Raw genomic sequence first — 17064 nt, forward strand, 5'->3', positions numbered from 1 at the left:
CCAATCGAATCCGCCACGCCATCATAAGAATTTACGAAGTCATCTTGCCGGCGGCGACTTCCACGGCGGCCATGAACTGCTGCTGCAATCGGGTCGGACGCCAGTCCGCGCGGGTCGTCAGCCCGATCGTGCGGCTGATCGCCCCCGGTGCCGGTCCGATATCGGCCAGCAACCCCGCCTCCAGCTCCAATGCCAACTGGTCGTGCGACAATAATGTCAGATAATCCCCACCGACCAGCAATTGCCGGATCGTCATCACCGATCCGCACTCGATCGGGACGACGGGCAGGTCGCCGCCCAGTTCGGCGAACATCGTCCGCCACAATTGCCGCAACGGCGTGCCCTCCGGCGGCAATATCCAGGGAAAGCGGCGCAGCGCGTCGGCATCCCAGCCCTTTTCCAGCGGATGGCCACGCCGCGCCAATATGGTCGGCCGGTCCTCGAACAACGGCATCTGGCGCAGGTCCAGCACCATTGCCGGATCGCGCAGGGCCCCGATCATCAGGTCGATTTCGCCATCGCGCAACGGCCCTGCCAGTTCTGCATGGGCCCCTTCATGCACCGATATGTCGACATGCGGGAAATCCGACCGGAACCGGGCAATCGCTTCGGGCAGCAGCCGCGCGCGCGACAGCGGCATCGCGCCCACCATGATGCGCCCGCCCTCTTCCCCCTTCAGGTCGGCCAGATCCGCCAGCCCCTGCCGCAACTCCGCCAGCGCCAGCCGCAACCGCTGCGCCAGCGCGATGCCGGCCCTGGTCAGCGCCACCCCCCTGCCCCGCCGGTCGACCAGCCGGCTGCCCACCGCCAGCCCCAGGTCGCCCACGGCCCGGTGCAGCGACGGTTCGGCCACCCCGGTCGCGGCCGCCGCCGCCGCATAGCTGCCTGCCCGCGCCAGCGCCACGAAAGCGCGCATCTGCGCCGCCGTCACCCGGTTGCTGCCGATCAGGCGCAGGGCGACATCGATCCGGGGCTTCAACCGCATCGCCGCCTCCAGCGCCGCCATCCCGCCTGGTTGCCGCTCGAACAGGCGCACGCCCAGTTGGGCCTCCAGCTTGGCGATGCCCTGTGTCACCGCCGGCTGGGTCAGGTTGACCGTGCGTGCCGCCAGGCTGACGCTCCCCTGGTCGACGATGGCGGCCATGGCGGCCAGATGACGGATATTGAACTGGTCAGGCTGCATGATTGATGATTATCAAAATTTAATGCCTCTGCGCCAGTTCGCATTTGAGCATGATGTCATAGCTGTTCATGTCGTTGTCCATCTTGGGAGAAGGAGCAGTTTCATGTCCGGCATCGTCGTCCAGAATATCGAACGGGCGGACCTCGCCGTCGTCGACGGCCTTGCCCGCTGCGGCGTCGCCACCGTCCATGAAGCGCAGGGCCGCACCGGCCTGCTCGCCGCCTATATGCGGCCGATCTACAACGGCGCCCGCATCGCCGGCAATGCCGTCACCATCTCCGCCGCGCCCGGCGACAACTGGATGGTCCATGTCGCGATCGAACAACTCAAGGAAGGCGACATCCTGGTCCTCGCCCCCACCAGCCCCTGTACCGACGGCTATTTCGGCGACCTTCTCGCCACCTCGGCCCAGGCGCGCGGCTGTCGCGGCCTCATCATCGACGCGGGCGTGCGCGACGTGCGCGACCTGACGCAAATGCACTTCCCGGTCTGGTCGAAGGCGGTCCATGCCCAGGGCACGGTCAAGAACACGATCGGATCGGTCAACGTGCCCGTCATCTGCGCCCATGCGCTGGTCAATCCGGGCGACGTGATCATCGCGGACGATGACGGCGTGTGCGTCGTCCCCCGCGCTGATGCTGCCGCCGTGCTGGAAAAGGCGCAGGCCCGCGAAGCCGCCGAAGAAGCCAAGCGCGTCCGCCTGGCCGCGGGCGAACTCGGCCTCGACATCTACAACATGCGCCCGCGCCTCGCAGAAATGGGCCTGAAATATGTGTGAATCACGTCTCCCTCTCCGGTTGGGTTCGCGCTTGTCGGGAACCCAGCACGCCATTCTCGACAAGCGCGAACCCAACGGAGGTGGGAAATGAGCGCCCTCTCCTCCGCCCCCGTCCTGTGGATGCGCGGCGGCACGTCGAAGGGCGGCTATTTCCTCGCCGATGATCTGCCCGCCGACACTGCCGCCCGCGACGCCTTCCTCCTGCGCGTCATGGGGTCGCCCGACCCGCGCCAGATCGACGGCATGGGTGGCGCCGATCCGCTCACCAGCAAGGTTGCGGTCGTCAGGAAATCCGATCGGCCCGGCGTCGATGTTGATTATCTGTTCCTGCAGGTCTTTGTCGATCAGGCGATCGTCAGTGACGCCCAGAATTGCGGCAATATCCTCGCCGGCATCGGCCCCTTCGCGATCGAGCGCGGCCTCGTCACCGCACAGGCGGGCGAAACCCGCGTCGCCATCTTCATGGAAAATACCGGGCAAATCGCCATCGCCACGGTACAGACCCCCGATGGCCAGGTCTGTTACCACGGCGACGCGACAATCGATGGCGTGCCAGGCAGTGCGGCGCCCATCCCGCTGGAGTTTCGCGACACTGCCGGCTCGTCCTGCGGCGCGCTACTGCCCACCGGCAATGCCTGCGATATCGTCGAAGGCGTGCGCGTCACCCTGATCGACAACGGGATGCCCTGCGTCGTCATGAAGGCGCAGGATGTCGGCGTCACCGGCTATGAGGATCGCGACACGCTCGACAAGGATAGCGACCTCAAGGCGCGTATCGAAAAGATCCGCCTCGCCGTCGGACAGGCCATGAACCTTGGCGAGGTCAAGGACAAATCGGTGCCCAAGATGATGCTGGTCGCCCCGCCCCGCCATGGCGGCGCGGTCACGGTGCGCAGCTTCATTCCCCATCGCGCCCATGCCTCCATCGGCGTGCTCGGCGCGGTCAGCGTGGCCACCGCCTGCCTGATCGAAGGCTCGCCCGCGTTCGAGGTGGCATCGATCCCGGACGGCCATCGCAAGACGCTTTCGGTCGAACATCCGACCGGCGAAACCACCTGTGTCATGGACCTGGACGATAGCGGCAACGTGACCAGCGCCGCGATGCTGCGCACCGCGCGCAAATTGATGGATGGAAAGGTTTTCGCATGACAGATCGCATCACCTCATGGCACGGCAACCCGTCCCGGCCGCTCTACACGCCCCCCGCCGGGGCGATCGATGCCCATTGTCATGTGTTCGGCCCGATGGCGCACTTCCCGTTCAGCGCGAAGGCGAAATATCTGCCCGCAGACGCTGGCCCCGACATGCTCTTTGCGTTGCGCGATCATCTGGGCTTCGCCCGCAACGTCATCGTCCAGGCAAGCTGCCACGGCACCGACAATGCCGCCACACTGGACGCGATCGCCAAATCCGGCGGGAAAGCGCGCGGCGTCGCCGTGGTCGATCCCGCAATTGCGGATGCCGACCTTGCCGCCCTGCATGACGGCGGCATCCGCGGCATCCGCTTTAATTTCCTCAAGCGCCTGGTTGACGATGCGCCCAAGGACAAGTTTCTCGACGTGGCGCAACGCCTGCCCGCCGGCTGGCATGTCGTCATTTACTTCGAAGCCGACATTCTCGAAGAACTCCGCCCTTTCATGGATGCGATCCCCGTCCCGCTGGTGATCGACCATATGGGTCGCCCGGACGTGACCCAAGGCCCCGACGGCGCTGACATGAAGGCCTTCCGTGCCTTCCTCGACAGCCGGGACGATATCTGGTTCAAGGCCACCTGTCCCGACCGCCTTGATCAAGCCAGGAACGGCATGGGAGGCGATCCCTGGAACGCCTTCGCCGACGCGGTCGCGCCGCTGGTCGCCGATTATCAGGATCGCGTCCTGTGGGGCACCGACTGGCCCCATCCGAACATGCAGGACGATATTCCCGATGACGGCCATCTGGTCGACATGATCCCCCGCATAGCACCCACCGTCGCACTCCAGCGCAAGCTGCTGATCGACAATCCGATGCGTCTGTACTGGCCAGAAGAACGGGTCTGATCGCCCGGTTGCCATGCCGGCAAAAGCGCCGCCGCCCCGGCCCATGACAAGGCGGCGCTTTTGCCCGGCCCCTATAATCGCTCCCGCATGTCCTGCACGCCCTCATCCAGAAAATCGACGATGGCCCGCACGCGCGGCAATCGCTGCAAATCGGCGTGCATGACCAGCCAGTAGCTGCGCCACACCTCTGCCTGCCCCGGCAGCAATCGCACCAGCCGCCTGTCGGCCTCGGCCGCAAAGACATGCAGCACCCCCAGCCCGATGCCCGCTGCGACCGCTTCATGCTGCGCCGCGCTGGAACTGGCGCGAAAGCCGATCGTCGCGCCCGCCACGATCTGGTCCAGCGCGATCATTTCAGGGAAACCGGCCAGTTCCTCGATATAGGAAACGAAATTGTGACGGCTCAGCTCGGACCGACCTGCCGGCGCGCCATGGCGCGCGACATATTCTTTCGACGCATATAGGCCAAGCCGGTAGTCCACCAGCTTGCGCGCCACCAGCCGTCCCCTGGGCGGCGGCTTCAGCATGACGGCAATGTCCGCCTCCCGCTTCGACAGGCTGGCGGCCCGGCTTTCCGAAGCCAGTTCCAGCATCAGCCGGGGATGTCGCGTCCGCAACCGCGCGACACGCGGCGCGACCAGATGGGCGGCGAAGGCTTCCGGCGTTGCCAGCCGTACCGTTCCCTCCACTTCCCGGTCGCGCCCCGCAACGCTTGCGGCGGCCGCGACCAGCTCGCTCTCGACCCTCTCGGCATGGGGCATCAGGGCAAAGGCCGCGTGGGTCGGCGTCACGCCGCGCGGGGATCGGTCGAACAGCCGTGCGTCCAGCACGGCTTCCAGCGCCGTGATCCGCCGCGCGACCGTACTATGGTCAACACCCACGCGCCGGGCCGCCGCCAGCATATTGCCTTCGCGCATGACGGCCAGGAACAGGCGCAGATCGTCGGAATTCAGCATGGGCAAAACTGCACAACCAATGTGTCATCCTACCCGTATCGTCGCCAAGCTCGAAGGTCTATAGGGCAAGGCTGGAAATATCGGACAGGAGCCTTGATCATCATGCGGACCGTCACCCATTTCATCCATGGCACTATGGCGCCGCTGGCCGGCGCACGCCTGTCCGACATATTCGATCCGGCGACCGGCGCCGTGCAGGCGCAGGTCGAACTCGGCACCCCTGCCCTGCTCCAGCGCGCGATCGATTCCGCGCTGGCGGCGCAGCCTGCCTGGGCCGCCACCAACCCGCAGCGCCGCGCCCGCATCCTGTTCCGCTTCAAGGAACTGATCGAGGCGCATATGGATGATCTTGCCCATATGCTCTCGTCCGAACATGGCAAAGTGATCGCCGACGCGAAGGGCGACATTCAGCGCGGGCTTGAGGTTGTCGAATTCGCCTGCGGCATCCCGCATCTGCTCAAGGGCGACTATACGCAAGGTGCCGGTCCCGGCATCGATGTCTATTCCGTCCGCCAGCCACTCGGCATCGCCGCAGGGATCACCCCGTTCAACTTCCCGGCCATGATCCCGCTCTGGATGGCCTCGATGGCGATCGCCTGCGGCAACGCCTTCATCCTCAAACCCTCCGAACGCGACCCATCGGTGCCGGTGCGTCTGGCCGAACTCGCGCTGGAAGCGGGCCTGCCGGCCGGCATTCTCAACGTCGTTCATGGTGACAAGGAAATGGTCGACGCGATCCTGGACCATCGCGATATCAAGGCGGTCAGCTTCGTGGGGTCCTCCGATATCGCCAACTATGTCTATGCCCGCGCGGCGCAGAACGGCAAGCGCGCGCAATGCATGGGCGGCGCGAAGAATCACGGCATCATCCTGCCCGACGCGGACATGGACCAGGCGGTCGCGGACATAGTGGGCGCGGCCTACGGGTCGGCGGGTGAACGGTGCATGGCGTTGCCGGTGGTGACGCCCGTTGGTCAGGAAACGGCGGACATCTTCCGCGAAAAGCTGATGGCTGCGATTGCGACGCTGCGCCCCGGCATTCCAACCGATCCCGACGCGCAATATGGCCCGCTCGTCACCGGCCAGCACAAGGCCCGCGTGGAATCCTATATCCAGATGGCGGCCGACGAAGGCGCGGAGATCGTCGTCGACGGGCGCGGTTTTTCGCTCCAGGGATATGAAGACGGCTTCTACCTCGCCCCCACGTTGATCGATCATGTGACCCCGCGGATGAAAAGCTATCAGGACGAAATTTTCGGTCCGGTGCTGCAAATCCTGCGCGCGCAGACGTTCGAGGAGGCGCTCGGCTATCCCTCGCAGCACCAATATGGCAACGGCGTCGCCATCTTCACCCGCAATGGCGACTATGCCCGTCGTTTCGCCGCGGATGTCGAAGTCGGCATGGTTGGCATCAATGTGCCGATCCCGGTGCCGGTCGCCTATCACAGCTTTGGGGGATGGAAGCGGTCAGGCTTCGGCGATCTCGACCAATATGGCGAGGATGGCGTGCGCTTCTACACCCGGACCAAGAAGATCACCCAGCGCTGGCCGACCGGCGGCGCAGTCATCGACCAGAGCTTTGTCATTCCCACGATGAAGTGATGATCCCGGCAGGAAGGGGTGGTTGCCCCTGCCCTTTCCTGCTATTGTGCCAGGCCTGATCCAGGGTGCATCCGCCGCCGGATTTTCCTGAGCGACAGCCTGTTGGACGATGTAACCAACATAGCGGTTTGGTTACATCGCATCTTGCGCTAAGCCGCAGTCATGGCCGCTTTTTCCTACACCGCCGATCACGCCCTCCTGCTGCTTGGCAGGCTCGATGGACGGCTTGTGTCCAGTCCGGTCGCCGATATCTGGCTCGCCCGTGCCCGGCTACGCGGCGCCGCGCGGCTGGCGACCATGGCCGGCGTCCCGGTCGAGACGCGCGATCTCCAGGACTGGATCAGCGGCCGCAGCCTGCCCCCCCGGCACAGTGAGGGGCTGAACGATCCTCTTTCGGTCGCCGCCCTTTTCCACTTCGCCCTGTCGGCGGGCGAGGATGGCGCCGATCCGGTTGCGCGCGCGACGCTCAACATTGCGCGCCAGTTGCTCGATGATCGGGCCGAAGCGGCTTTATGGGGTCAGGAGGATCTGGTGCGCTTCGGCCCGCTCTGGCGTCAGGTCCGCGCCCTGCTGGACGCCCCCTACCCCCTCCCGTCGCTTCCAGCGGTCGCCCAGCGCCTGCTGGAGGCCCGCTACATGCTTGATACCCCACAAGCGGAAGCACCGTTGCTGACCACTGCGGACGGCCGCCAGTTGCGGTTGACCGGCGTGCGACAGGACAAGGGCTGGATCATCGCCTGCCACCTGCCCCTGGCATTGCAACGCGCGGGATTGACGCTGCGCCTGCTGCCCTTGCTGACGGATCTGCCGCGCTTCCTGCCCGATGCCCCCGATGACCTCGTCGCGGCGCTTGAACGGGGCCTGATCGCGCGATCGCAGGAAGGGCTGGCGGACCTTGATCGGCTGGAGACCCGGATGCGCCGCCTGCCCGCCATGTCGGGCCTTACGAAACGGAGCCGGGTGCCGTTGCTGACCCGGCTCGAACTGGCCTATCCGGGATTAAGCAAGGTTGCCATCGCGCGTCTGCTTGGCATTTCCCATCAGGGCGCAACCAAGCTTGTCGCGCAATTCAAAGCCCTCATGGGCATGCAAGGTCATGGGTGACGGCGCTCCCTCCTCCAGTCCATTCTCCCCCAAATATCTCCTGTCGTTAGAAAGTTTATACTGAGGTTAGAGAGTTAACGGCACCTCACTCCACCGTGACTCGCGTGTCCAGCGCGAGTCGGGCAACCATCGCGTTCCCGGAATGTCGAGCTATCGTTCCTGGTATGTCGAACAAGGCGTTCCCGAAGGATCGGCAATCCGTTCCCGAAGGATCGAACCATGTTCCCGATGGATCGAAAGGCCGGACCATGGCCGCTGCCTTCCCTGCGGATTGAATCAGTTCAGGCTGCATTGGCGAAGAGGTTGTTCAAATTCACGCGATGGCGCGGTCCCCGGTTGAAGCCTGTCATCCAATCGTCGCACATTCCCTGCCGCACCCGACACTTCGGGAACGAAGCGATGGTGAAACGAAAGATCGCGGCATGGTCTGGCCTTCGCACAGGATGGAAGCGGCATGCCCTGATGGCGATCCGGCCCGTCATCGCGGGGCAAGATGGCATCAAAGCGCGGGAAAGGGCCATTGCGCGACCGGCTTGTCCTATTCTGATGGAAACAGGCGGCATTTCAGTCCGATGACATAGCTTTGCTTCGTCCTCGCGCCCGCCATCGGCCCGCTACGCGCACAAGGATGGACCAGACTCACGCCATCGGCCTCGAAGGCAGGCCGGTAGCGCTCTGGGGCTGAATGCTGATTGGTCCCGGAATGAAGGGGAAGCGTCCTGCCTCCCCTGCCGGTCAGAGCTGATGCTTGTTCTTGTCATGGAAGCGGCGGACGAAGCCGATGAACGCCTTCTGATAATTGACCGGCGTGCGCTCCGCATCGCCACCGATCCACGCCTTGAAGTCCTGATGCAGCGTCTGATAGTCCCAGCCGGGACATTCGGCCCGCAAGGTGGCGAAGGTCGCATCGCTGATCTCGCCCGCGCCGGCGCGCGCCGACAGGCTGGCGACACTGCGGCGGATCAGCATGCTGGCATCCACGGCCTCCACTGCTTCCTCCGGTCCGGTGCGCGCCGGGGCGTTCGCCGGGCTCCGTGATGCTGTCGCGGGGGCCACGGCCGGCGCATCCTTGCGCCGCCGCATCCGCAATGCGGGTTCCTTCTTGCCCTCCGCCTGTTCCAGTTCGATCGTATAGCCGGGCAATGGATCGCGCTCCGCGATCTTGGCCAGTTCGAACTTGAACCGGCGATATTGTCCTTCCGCGCCCGATTTCTCGAACAGGGTCGGCATGGAAATGGCAAAGCCCCCCTCTCCCGCCCCGCCGGCATGTTTGCGCGCAACCTTGTAAAGCCAGCGTTCGCGCCCGCCGGTCAGGTCGAAATAGGCGCGGTCGATCGACAGCACCCCGCCCTGCATCAGCACGCCTTCATAGAACCAGTTGGAAAGCTCGATCGTCATGCCGCGCGATCGTTCCGTGCGCTCGTCCACCAGTTGAGTCCAGCCGTCGAGCCAGGAAAATGTCGCCTCGCGGCGGTTTTCGGCGCGGATATTGGTTTTGATCGTCGTCGCCACCAGCCGGTCGAGCGACTGCCCCAGCAATTCATAGGCGCGCCCCGTGGTCGGGCGGTGAATCGCCCGCAACAGGTCATAAGGCATCAGGTGCAACTTGCGCGGAATGTCGTTCAGGCCGCGCCGCGCCATGTCGGCCAGCACGCTGGCGCAGTAAATCAATATGTCCGCATCCCATATGGTCGCCATGCCATAATCGGGATTGGCCGACACATGCACCCATGCCTTTCCATCGGGCGATACATAGTCGATGGGCTTGACCCGCTTCGACTTGGCCAGGCTGAAAAACGGGCGTTCCATCATCTCGCGCTGGTCGCGCAGCGGCATGTCCGCGATATAGGGCAGGAACAGTTCGAACTGGTCGCTGATCTCGGCCTTGGCGGTGCGTGTCATGGCAGCCGGACTTTCCGTAAAGCCGCTGGGCTGTTTCCCTGGGGAAACGGCAGGAGGGCAGGGGAGGGAACTGGTGCCAGCCACGCCCTCTGTTTCCCCAGGGAAACGCGCCTCACCGCTGCAAGCCCTGACCGCGCCGTTCCAGATGCGCCAGGGCATCGCGCAGGGCATCCGCAAGCGAATCCGCGTCGGCTCCCGAACCGGCATGCAGCCTGATCGTGATTCCCTGGCGGTTGACCGACTGGACCGACAGGGCAGGGCGACCGATCGGCCCGGTCCACACATAGGGTTCGGCCCTGGGCGTCGCAGAGGCCGAGCGCGGCGCGTCGAGCAGCCGCTTGAGCACATCGGCGGCGGGGATTCCGGCGCTGCCTCGTTTGCGCAGCGTCGCCTGTTCGCTTGCCACTGTCCGGGCCGTTGCCCGGATCAGGGCCGCGGCCTTCATGTCATCCAGCGCCTGCGCCAACGCATAGGCCGGCTTCAACTGCACATCGGCGGGAGAGGCGAAGGCATCGATCACCGTGTCGGGTATCCCGGCCACCTTGATCATCTTGCTCAGCCAGCCTTTGGAGAGTTTCAGCCGTTCGGCCATCCGGGTCAGATGGCTGCCATAATGGGTGTGCAGTGCCTCGGCATAATTGCGCGCCCGCTCCAGGTCGGACACATCTTTTCGCGCACGATTTTCCAGGTCGGCCAGGCGAAAGGCTGCCTCGTCATCCAGGACCGCGACCTGGGCGACGAACTGCATGTCGGGATAGCTATGTCCGCGCAGCCAACTGATCGACCAATGCCGCCGCGTGCCTGCAATCACCTCATAATCATGATCGGGATCGCCCTCGACCCGGCGCACGACGGCGGGGACTTTCTGCCCACCTTCGGCGACGATCGAATCGATCAGCTCCCGGCAATTTTCCTCCGACAGGTGGGCATAATGGCGGGCATTGCCCGGCCAAATCCGCACTCGTGCGGGGTCGAGCAGCAATTGCGTGACCTGCCGCACCTCGCCCGACGCCAGCCGCGCCAGCGCCGATTCCCGGCCCAGCAATGTCGTGCCGCGCGGCCGTTCGCTGCGGGGCGATGCGGCAGGGACAGGGGCAGGGGACGGGGACGATGCCTCGATCGTTTCGGGTTCCGGCGCCGCTTCGGGCGCTTGCGCGCCTTCCGCTTCATCGGACAGCAGCGCCGCCAGATAGGCTGATTGCTTACGCGCCATGACCCTGTCCTCCAAAGAACATAAAGTGAACATCATGCGGCATTGACGATGTCCTCTTCACGCGCCGGGGCAATGCGCCCCCAACCCTGCCGGACCAGCGCTTCCACCTGCCCCATCGCCTCGTCCAGATTGGCGCGGCAGCGCTTGTGGGTGCGCGGCGTGCCGATCGGCCGCTCCAGTTCATAAACGGTCATCATCCGCAACGCGGCATGGCTGATCTCGGCTGAATCCAGGATCGGCACCGGCAGCAGCGCCGGGCCGAAACTCTGCTCCATGATCGCGCGCACCATCGCATGGCTGGGATCGTTGGAATCATATTTGGAACAGAGCAGGCGGATGAAGCTGTAATCCACGCTGATGCCCGCGCTCTGCAACTGGCCGATCACCTGGTCCATCATCGACAGGAACTGGACGGTCGAACAGAAATCCGGCGTCGTCGCCGCCAGCGGCACCAGCAGCGCATTGGCCGCCTGCATCACCGCCAGGCTGATCGTGCCCAGCGCCGGCGGCGGGTCGAGCAGCACGATGTCATAATTGCGCGCCAGGTCCATCAGCCCCTGCTTGAGCTTGCGGAAGCGCGCCGCCAGCACCGATCCGCCATCGCTGCCGGCCGCCGCCAGCTCATATTCGACATCGAACAGTTCCAGGTTGGACGGGATCAGGTCGACATTGGGCCAGGGCGTATTCTTGACCGCATAGAGCAGGTCGACTTGGGTGGGGTCGATCGACAGATAGGGGTAGAGCGTCTCTTCGCGCTGGATGTTGAAATGGGGGTTGAAGCCGAACAGGGTCGTCGTCGTCGCCTGGCTGTCGCAATCGACCACCAGCACGCGATAGCCCTGCACCGCGAAATAATGGGCCAGATGCGTGGTGACGGTCGATTTGCCGACCCCGCCCTTGAAATTCTGCACCGCGATGATCGCCGGCACGTCCATCGGCGCGCGTTCCGGGCTGGCGCCCAGCACCGCGCGCATATGCAGCATCTCGTCGACCGTATAGCCGGGCCGCCGGCCATTTTCGGTCGGCGGGGCCGGGGGCAGGCGGCCATCCTCCTCCGCCATGCGAATCCGATTCGTGGAACAGCCCAGCAATTGTGCGGCTTCGGCGATACCGAAACGCACGTTCAATTCCTTGCGGCTTTCAGGCAGAAAGGCTTTGCGCCGCAGCCTTTCCACCATTTTTTCGCCAGCTTCAGCCAGATCGCCGATCTGATCCACGATTGCGTTCATTCCGACCCCATATGCGAAGTTGAAGCTTAATCTGCACCAGCATTGCAGATTTGCTTCAATTCCGCAATGGCTGCCGGAATTTGCCTCAGCCTTTGCCCTCGACCGCCTGCAATCGGCATCCCGCTTCTACCCGCTGTCGCACCCTGCAAACAGCGTTGCATATGTTCCACTCGGTGTCACAATAACAACCGGGATCGGCCAGCGGCGCGCCCATCCATGCGGCTGGTGACGATCGCCGCCGGTTGCATCGCCGCTGTCATATCGTCGCTACCGACCGGACCAGCGCTGCGTGAAACCCTGTCCGCTCATCCGGCCGGGATGCTCATGGCTTGAGCGCGCCGGCCACCACCGGCGCCAGTTTCCGGACGATCACGGTCACGCCCCTGTCATTGGGATGGATGCCGTCGGGCAGTTGCAACGCCCGCTGGCCGATCACCCCGTCCAGGATGAACGGGTAGAGCGTCGCATCATGGCGTTTCGCAAGGTCGGGATAGATGGGGTTGAACGCTGCCGCATAATCCGGCCCCATATTGGGCGACGCCAGCATCCCGGTCAGCACCACCTTGATCCCCCGCCGCTGCGCCTCGATCAGGATCGCGCCCAGATTGGCGCGGGTTTCCCTGGGGCTGAGGCCACGCAGCATGTCGTTGCCGCCCAGCCCCACCAGCATCAGGTCGGGCTTGCGCGGCAACCCGTCCAGCGTGAAGGCCAGCCGCGCCAGCCCCGCCGCGCTGGTATCGCCCGACACCCCGGCATTGACGACCCGCGCCTTCACTCCGCGCGCGTTCAGCGCCTGTTCCAGCACCGGGGCCAGCCCCTTGTCCTGGTCCAGATTATAGCCGGCATAGAGGCTGTCGCCGAACGCCACGACCAGCCTGGCGTCCGCCGCCGGCGCCACCATGTTCGCCACCTGCGCGGCGTCCGCCGGCGGGGGAGGGGGCGGCGTCTTGTCCGAACAGCCGCTCGCCACATGGACAATCAGCGCCATCGCCCCATATTGCATCCATCTGCCCGCCAAGGAGCGCTCCTTCTTCATGCATATGCCCATCGATCCTGCCACTATCGCGATCCGCGCGCAGAATGTCACCCTCTCGCTGGGCACGCGCGACGCGCCGGTGACGATCCTGAAGGGCGTGGACCTGTCCATCCTGCGCGGCGAAAGCGTCGCTCTGCTGGGGGCATCGGGATCGGGCAAAAGCTCGCTGATGGCGGTGCTCTCCGGCCTCGAACGCGCCAGCGGCGGCAGCGTGAATGTGGGCGGCGTCGATTTCGGCGCATTGGGGGAGGATGACCTGGCCCGCGCCCGGCGCGGCCGCATCGGCATCGTGCTGCAAAGCTTCCATCTGCTCCCCACCATGACTGCCCAGGAAAATGTCGCCGTGCCGCTCGAACTGGCCGGCCATGCCGACGCCTTTGCGCAAGCGGCGGAGGAACTGCGCGCGGTCGGCCTTGGCCACCGGCTCGACCATTATCCCGCGCAACTGTCGGGCGGCGAGCAGCAGCGCGTCGCCATCGCCCGTGCGGTCGCGCCGCGCCCGACGCTGATCTTCGCCGACGAACCGACCGGCAATCTCGACGCCGCCACCGGCGCGTCGATCATGGACCTGTTGTTCGACCGCCAACGTGCGGCCGGGGCGACGTTGATGATCATCACCCATGATCCGCTGCTCGCCGAACGCTGCGGCCGCATCATCGAAATGCGCGATGGGCAGATCGTCGCGGATCGCGCCGCATGAACGCGCTTGGCTGGCCGGCCGCCTGGCGCATCGCCCGCCGCGATTTGCATCTGGGCTTCCGGGGCCTCCGGCTGCTCTTCCTCTGCCTGTTCCTGGGCGTCGCCACGCTGGCGGCGATCGGCAGCCTGACATCGGCCATCACCCAGGAATTGCGCGACCGGGGCAGGGTCATACTGGGTGGCGATGTCGAAATCGCCATGACCCAGCGCGAAGCGGGCTTCGGCGACAAGCAGGCCTTTGGCCAGTTGGGCACGCTCAGCGAAACCATCCGCATGCGTGCCATGGCGCAACGCGACGGGCAGGGCAGGGGCGACGCCCCGCCGGCCGTCCTCACCGAACTCAAGGGCGTCGACACCGCCTATCCGCTCTATGGTGCGCTCACCCTGCGCGATGCCACCTACCGCCCGCTCGACGCCGACCATATCCTGATCGGCGAAGCGCTGGCCGAACGGCTCGCCGTGCGGCGCGGGGATCGGCTGCGCTATGGCCAGGCGGACTTCACCATCGTCGCCATCATCGCCGAAGAACCCGACCGGCTGGGGGAGGGCTTCACCCTTGGCCCGGTGGCGATCGTCTCGCTGGACGGGCTGCGCCGCACCGGCCTGATCCAGCCCGGCAGCCTTTACACCAGCAAATATCGCATCCGCCTCAACCCCCGCCATGACGCCGCCAAGGTGGTGAAGGATTGGGAAAAGGCCCGCGCCGACGAAGGCTGGAGCTTCAAGGACCGGGATCGCGCCGCCCCCGGCGCCAACCGCTTCATCGAACGGATGGGGCAATTTCTCTCGCTGATCGGCCTTGCCGCGCTGGTGATCGCCGGCATCGGCGTCAGCAACGGCGTCGCCTCCTATCTCGCGGCCAAGCGCGGCGGCATCGCCACCTTGAAGGTGCTGGGCGCGACCTCGACCGACATCGCCCGCATCTACCGGATGCAGGTGGGGGCGGTCGCCCTGCTCGGCATCGGCGCGGGCCTGGTCGTCGGCGCGGCGCTGCCGCCGCTCGTCGTGGCGCTGGCGGGCGATGTGCTGCCGGTCAGCCCCGGTTTCCGCCTTTATCCCATGCCCCTGCTGGTCAGCGCCGCCTATGGCGCATTGATCGCCTTCCTCTTCACCTTCCCGCCGCTGGCCAAGGCCCGCACCCAGCCCGCCGCCGCCATTTTCCGTGGCGCGGTCGAAAGCCGCGCCCGGCTCGACCGCCGCAGCCTCGTCACGATGGCGATGGGCAGCCTGTTGCTCGTCGCGCTGGCGCTCGGCACCGCGCGCGAACCGCTGTTCTCCGCCGCCGTGCTGGGCGCGGTCGCCGCCGTGCTGCTCCTGCTGCTCGGTCTTGGCCTCGCCGTCAGCCGCCTCGCGCGCCGTCTGCCCCGGCCGCGCCGCCCCTTGCTGCGGCTCGCGCTCGCCAATCTCCACCGCCCCGGCGCGCAGACCGCCGCGCTGATCGTGGCGCTCGGCCTCGCGCTCACCCTGTTCGTCACCCTGGCCGGCATTGAAACCAGCCTGAATGCTGAAATCCGCAGCGTCGTCCCGAAAAAGGCCCCGGCGCAGATCGTGCTCGACATCCCCGCGCCCGACCAGGCCCGCTTCCGCGGGATCGTCGCGCAACAGGCGCCCGAAGCGCAGCTCAACATCGTCCCGGTCCTGCGTGGCACGATCACGGCCTTCGGCAAGCAGCGGGTCGCCGACCTCGACACGCTGCCCGAAGGCGCCTGGTTCCTGCGCGGCGAGCGCGGCGTCACCTACAGCGCCACCCTGCCCGAAGGCAGCGACCTGGTCGAAGGGCGATGGTGGCCCAAAGACTATCAGGGCCCGCCGCTCGTCTCGCTCGATGCGGAGGCGGCCAGGACGCTCAATATCGGTGTCGGCGACACGCTCACCGTTTCCATCCTCGGCCGTGAGATAGAGGCGCGCATCGCTTCGCTGCGCAAAGTCAATTGGGACACGATGGGTTTCAACTATATCCTGGTTTTCTCGCCCGCCACGCTGCAATCTGCGCCGCATAGCGTGGCCGCGACCATCACCATGGACCCGCGCCACGACACGGCCATGACCCGCGCGCTGCTCAGCGCCTTTCCCGGCGTGTCGGTGATCGCGGTGGGGGACGTAATCGATCAGGTCGGCACGATCCTCACGCAAATGTCGCGCGCCATCCTCGTCGCCGCGTCGGTCGCGATCCTCGCCGGCATCGCCGTGCTGGTCGGCGCGATCGCCGCCTCGCGTCAGGCGCGCAGCTATGACAGCGTGATATTGAAGACGCTGGGCGCGACCCGCGCGCAACTGCTGGGCGGTCAGGCGCTGGAATATGGGCTGCTCGCCGCGATCCTGGCGCTGGTGGCGCTGGGATTGGGCAGCGTGGCGGCGTGGTTCGTCATCGTCCAGGTGTTCGACTTCGGCTGGGCGCCCGACTGGCCGGTGGTGCTGGCGACGCTGGCGGGCGGGGCGTTGCTGACGCTCGGCATCGGGCTTGCCGGATCGCTGCCTTTGCTATCCGTCCGTCCGGCCCGCGCCCTGCGGCAGGTCTGACGGCCCGCCGCGCGGCAAACGGCGCATCGTGCCGCGCATCAGGGATTATTCTGCGGTCCTGTCCAATGGAAAGGCCGTCATGACCAACGCAACATTGATCCGCAGTTTCATCGATCTGCGCGCCTGGGCTGCCGGCGCGCCTGTCACGGTCGGGGAGGGCGACCCTTTCCTGGCTGCCCGCGCGCAGTGTCCGCTCGCCAATGGCCCGATCAGCGTCGGGCTGATCACCCTGGCGCAAGGCGCAGGCATGGTCGCCGCGATGCCCGCCGATGAATTCATCATCGTCGAATCCGGCGCCGTCCGCATCGCCGGCGGCGCGATCGACCTGACCCTTGGCGAAGGCGACAGCCTCGTCCTGCGCGCCGGCGCGGCCTTTGCATGGTCGGCTGACACCGACACCCGCCTGTTGTTCATGCGCCGCACCGGCGGCCCGGCCGGCGATGGCGCGATCATCCCCGTCGACGCCAACGCGCCGCTGGCTCCATCAGGCGCCCCGCTCGCGGAATTGCTGGTGGGGCCGACGCCCGAATGTCGCAACCATTCGGACTGGAAATCGGAAGACGGCGAATTCATGGCCGGCACCTGGGATTCGACACCCTATTATCGCCGCGCCATGCGCTATGGCCATTTCGAACTGATGTATCTGCTCGACGGCAGCGTCACCTTCGTCGATGAAGCCGGCGCGGAAGGCATGTTCAACCGGGGCGACATCTTTCTGGTGGAACAGGGGGCCAGTTGCAGTTGGGACAGCCAGGTCCATGTGAAGAAGGTCTATTGCATCTACCGTCCCGCCTGACCGACGG

General features: G+C 65.8%; 15 protein-coding genes. 9 read left to right on the forward strand and 6 right to left on the reverse strand.

Annotation, left to right across the window (positions count from 1 at the left end; translation table 11 throughout):
* Nucleotides 1-31: 31 nt before the first annotated feature.
* Nucleotides 32-1183 carry a LysR substrate-binding domain-containing protein gene (locus Q4610_RS16965; protein ID WP_304537160.1) on the reverse strand — a complete coding sequence of 384 codons (1152 nt, stop codon included), beginning with the start codon at nucleotides 1181-1183 and terminating at the stop codon, nucleotides 32-34.
* Nucleotides 1184-1286: 103 nt separating this feature from the next.
* On the opposite strand from Q4610_RS16965, the gene ligK reads away from it, so the two are divergent.
* The 3 genes from ligK (at nucleotide 1287) to Q4610_RS16980 (ending at nucleotide 4000) form a co-directional block, all read left to right on the forward strand.
* Complete coding sequence (gene ligK / locus Q4610_RS16970) at nucleotides 1287-1961, forward strand: 4-carboxy-4-hydroxy-2-oxoadipate aldolase/oxaloacetate decarboxylase (RefSeq protein ID WP_304537161.1); 675 nt, start codon at nucleotides 1287-1289, stop codon at nucleotides 1959-1961.
* An 87-nt stretch (nucleotides 1962-2048) separates the two neighbouring features.
* Nucleotides 2049-3110, forward strand: a complete 1062-nt coding sequence (locus tag Q4610_RS16975) for a 4-oxalomesaconate tautomerase (RefSeq protein ID WP_304537162.1) — start codon at nucleotides 2049-2051, stop codon at nucleotides 3108-3110.
* Nucleotides 3107-4000 (forward strand): amidohydrolase family protein, encoded by an 894-nt coding sequence (locus Q4610_RS16980; RefSeq protein WP_304537163.1) that lies wholly within the window; start codon nucleotides 3107-3109, stop codon nucleotides 3998-4000. Before Q4610_RS16975 ends, Q4610_RS16980 begins: the two co-directional genes overlap by 4 nt.
* 71 nt (nucleotides 4001-4071) lie before the next feature.
* On the opposite strand, the gene Q4610_RS16985 is transcribed toward Q4610_RS16980, so the two are convergent.
* Nucleotides 4072-4956 carry a LysR family transcriptional regulator gene (locus Q4610_RS16985; protein WP_304537164.1) on the reverse strand — a complete coding sequence of 295 codons (885 nt, stop codon included), beginning with the start codon at nucleotides 4954-4956 and terminating at the stop codon, nucleotides 4072-4074.
* A gap of 102 nt (nucleotides 4957-5058) precedes the next feature.
* Between Q4610_RS16985 and Q4610_RS16990 the strand changes: the two genes are divergently transcribed.
* From Q4610_RS16990 to Q4610_RS17000, 3 genes are all read left to right on the forward strand, one after another.
* Entirely contained in the window at nucleotides 5059-6558 is a 1500-nt protein-coding gene (locus Q4610_RS16990) for a CoA-acylating methylmalonate-semialdehyde dehydrogenase (RefSeq protein WP_304537165.1), read from the forward strand.
* 162 nt (nucleotides 6559-6720) lie between these two features.
* Nucleotides 6721-7662, forward strand: coding sequence for a hypothetical protein (locus Q4610_RS16995; protein ID WP_304537166.1), 942 nt, complete (start codon nucleotides 6721-6723; stop codon nucleotides 7660-7662).
* 219 nt (nucleotides 7663-7881) lie between these two features.
* A complete protein-coding gene (locus tag Q4610_RS17000) occupies nucleotides 7882-8238 on the forward strand; it encodes a hypothetical protein (RefSeq protein ID WP_304537167.1) in 357 nt (118 codons plus the stop codon).
* Nucleotides 8239-8397: 159 nt separating this feature from the next.
* Here the strand turns inward: Q4610_RS17000 and Q4610_RS17005 are convergent, their stop codons facing one another.
* From Q4610_RS17005 to Q4610_RS17020, 4 genes are all read right to left on the reverse strand, one after another.
* Nucleotides 8398-9564 (reverse strand): replication initiator protein A, encoded by a 1167-nt coding sequence (locus Q4610_RS17005; protein ID WP_304537168.1) that lies wholly within the window; start codon nucleotides 9562-9564, stop codon nucleotides 8398-8400.
* Nucleotides 9565-9676: 112 nt separating this feature from the next.
* Nucleotides 9677-10777 carry a ParB/RepB/Spo0J family partition protein gene (locus tag Q4610_RS17010; protein ID WP_304537169.1) on the reverse strand — a complete coding sequence of 367 codons (1101 nt, stop codon included), beginning with the start codon at nucleotides 10775-10777 and terminating at the stop codon, nucleotides 9677-9679.
* 32 nt (nucleotides 10778-10809) lie between these two features.
* Nucleotides 10810-12006 carry an AAA family ATPase gene (locus Q4610_RS17015; protein ID WP_304537170.1) on the reverse strand — a complete coding sequence of 399 codons (1197 nt, stop codon included), beginning with the start codon at nucleotides 12004-12006 and terminating at the stop codon, nucleotides 10810-10812.
* Between the two features lie 322 nt (nucleotides 12007-12328).
* The gene (locus Q4610_RS17020; RefSeq protein WP_304537171.1) at nucleotides 12329-13042 is read right to left on the reverse strand and encodes an arylesterase; all 714 of its coding nucleotides are present in this window, start codon (nucleotides 13040-13042) and stop codon (nucleotides 12329-12331) included.
* Between Q4610_RS17020 and Q4610_RS17025 the strand changes: the two genes are divergently transcribed.
* The 3 genes from Q4610_RS17025 (at nucleotide 13041) to Q4610_RS17035 (ending at nucleotide 17057) form a co-directional block, all read left to right on the forward strand.
* Entirely contained in the window at nucleotides 13041-13742 is a 702-nt protein-coding gene (locus tag Q4610_RS17025) for an ABC transporter ATP-binding protein (RefSeq protein ID WP_304537172.1), read from the forward strand. The genes Q4610_RS17020 and Q4610_RS17025 overlap by 2 nt on opposite strands.
* Nucleotides 13739-16261 carry an ABC transporter permease gene (locus tag Q4610_RS17030; protein ID WP_304537173.1) on the forward strand — a complete coding sequence of 841 codons (2523 nt, stop codon included), beginning with the start codon at nucleotides 13739-13741 and terminating at the stop codon, nucleotides 16259-16261. The genes Q4610_RS17025 and Q4610_RS17030 overlap by 4 nt, the downstream gene beginning before the upstream one ends.
* A gap of 79 nt (nucleotides 16262-16340) precedes the next feature.
* Entirely contained in the window at nucleotides 16341-17057 is a 717-nt protein-coding gene (locus Q4610_RS17035) for a cupin domain-containing protein (protein WP_304537174.1), read from the forward strand.
* Nucleotides 17058-17064: the final 7 nt, after the last annotated feature.

This window comes from Sphingobium cyanobacteriorum, assembly GCF_030580935.1.
Classification (GTDB): domain Bacteria; phylum Pseudomonadota; class Alphaproteobacteria; order Sphingomonadales; family Sphingomonadaceae; genus Sphingobium; species Sphingobium cyanobacteriorum.

What these genes read in the sequence shown, in the direction of transcription:
- Q4610_RS16995 (WP_304537166.1), top strand. Translation starts at nt 6,721, where the DNA reads ATGGCCGCTTTTTCCTACACCGCCGATCACGCCCTCCTGCTGCTTGGC.
- Q4610_RS17020 (WP_304537171.1), bottom strand. Translation starts at nt 13,042, where the DNA reads ATGAAGAAGGAGCGCTCCTTGGCGGGCAGATGGATGCAATATGGGGCG.
- Q4610_RS17030 (WP_304537173.1), top strand. Translation starts at nt 13,739, where the DNA reads ATGAACGCGCTTGGCTGGCCGGCCGCCTGGCGCATCGCCCGCCGCGAT.
- Q4610_RS16980 (WP_304537163.1), top strand. Translation starts at nt 3,107, where the DNA reads ATGACAGATCGCATCACCTCATGGCACGGCAACCCGTCCCGGCCGCTC.
- Q4610_RS17000 (WP_304537167.1), top strand. Translation starts at nt 7,882, where the DNA reads ATGTTCCCGATGGATCGAAAGGCCGGACCATGGCCGCTGCCTTCCCTG.
- Q4610_RS17035 (WP_304537174.1), top strand. Translation starts at nt 16,341, where the DNA reads ATGACCAACGCAACATTGATCCGCAGTTTCATCGATCTGCGCGCCTGG.
- Q4610_RS16990 (WP_304537165.1), top strand. Translation starts at nt 5,059, where the DNA reads ATGCGGACCGTCACCCATTTCATCCATGGCACTATGGCGCCGCTGGCC.
- Q4610_RS17015 (WP_304537170.1), bottom strand. Translation starts at nt 12,006, where the DNA reads ATGAACGCAATCGTGGATCAGATCGGCGATCTGGCTGAAGCTGGCGAA.
- Q4610_RS16965 (WP_304537160.1), bottom strand. Translation starts at nt 1,183, where the DNA reads ATGCAGCCTGACCAGTTCAATATCCGTCATCTGGCCGCCATGGCCGCC.
- Q4610_RS17025 (WP_304537172.1), top strand. Translation starts at nt 13,041, where the DNA reads ATGCATATGCCCATCGATCCTGCCACTATCGCGATCCGCGCGCAGAAT.
- Q4610_RS16985 (WP_304537164.1), bottom strand. Translation starts at nt 4,956, where the DNA reads ATGCTGAATTCCGACGATCTGCGCCTGTTCCTGGCCGTCATGCGCGAA.
- ligK (WP_304537161.1), top strand. Translation starts at nt 1,287, where the DNA reads ATGTCCGGCATCGTCGTCCAGAATATCGAACGGGCGGACCTCGCCGTC.
- Q4610_RS16975 (WP_304537162.1), top strand. Translation starts at nt 2,049, where the DNA reads ATGAGCGCCCTCTCCTCCGCCCCCGTCCTGTGGATGCGCGGCGGCACG.
- Q4610_RS17005 (WP_304537168.1), bottom strand. Translation starts at nt 9,564, where the DNA reads ATGACACGCACCGCCAAGGCCGAGATCAGCGACCAGTTCGAACTGTTC.
- Q4610_RS17010 (WP_304537169.1), bottom strand. Translation starts at nt 10,777, where the DNA reads ATGGCGCGTAAGCAATCAGCCTATCTGGCGGCGCTGCTGTCCGATGAA.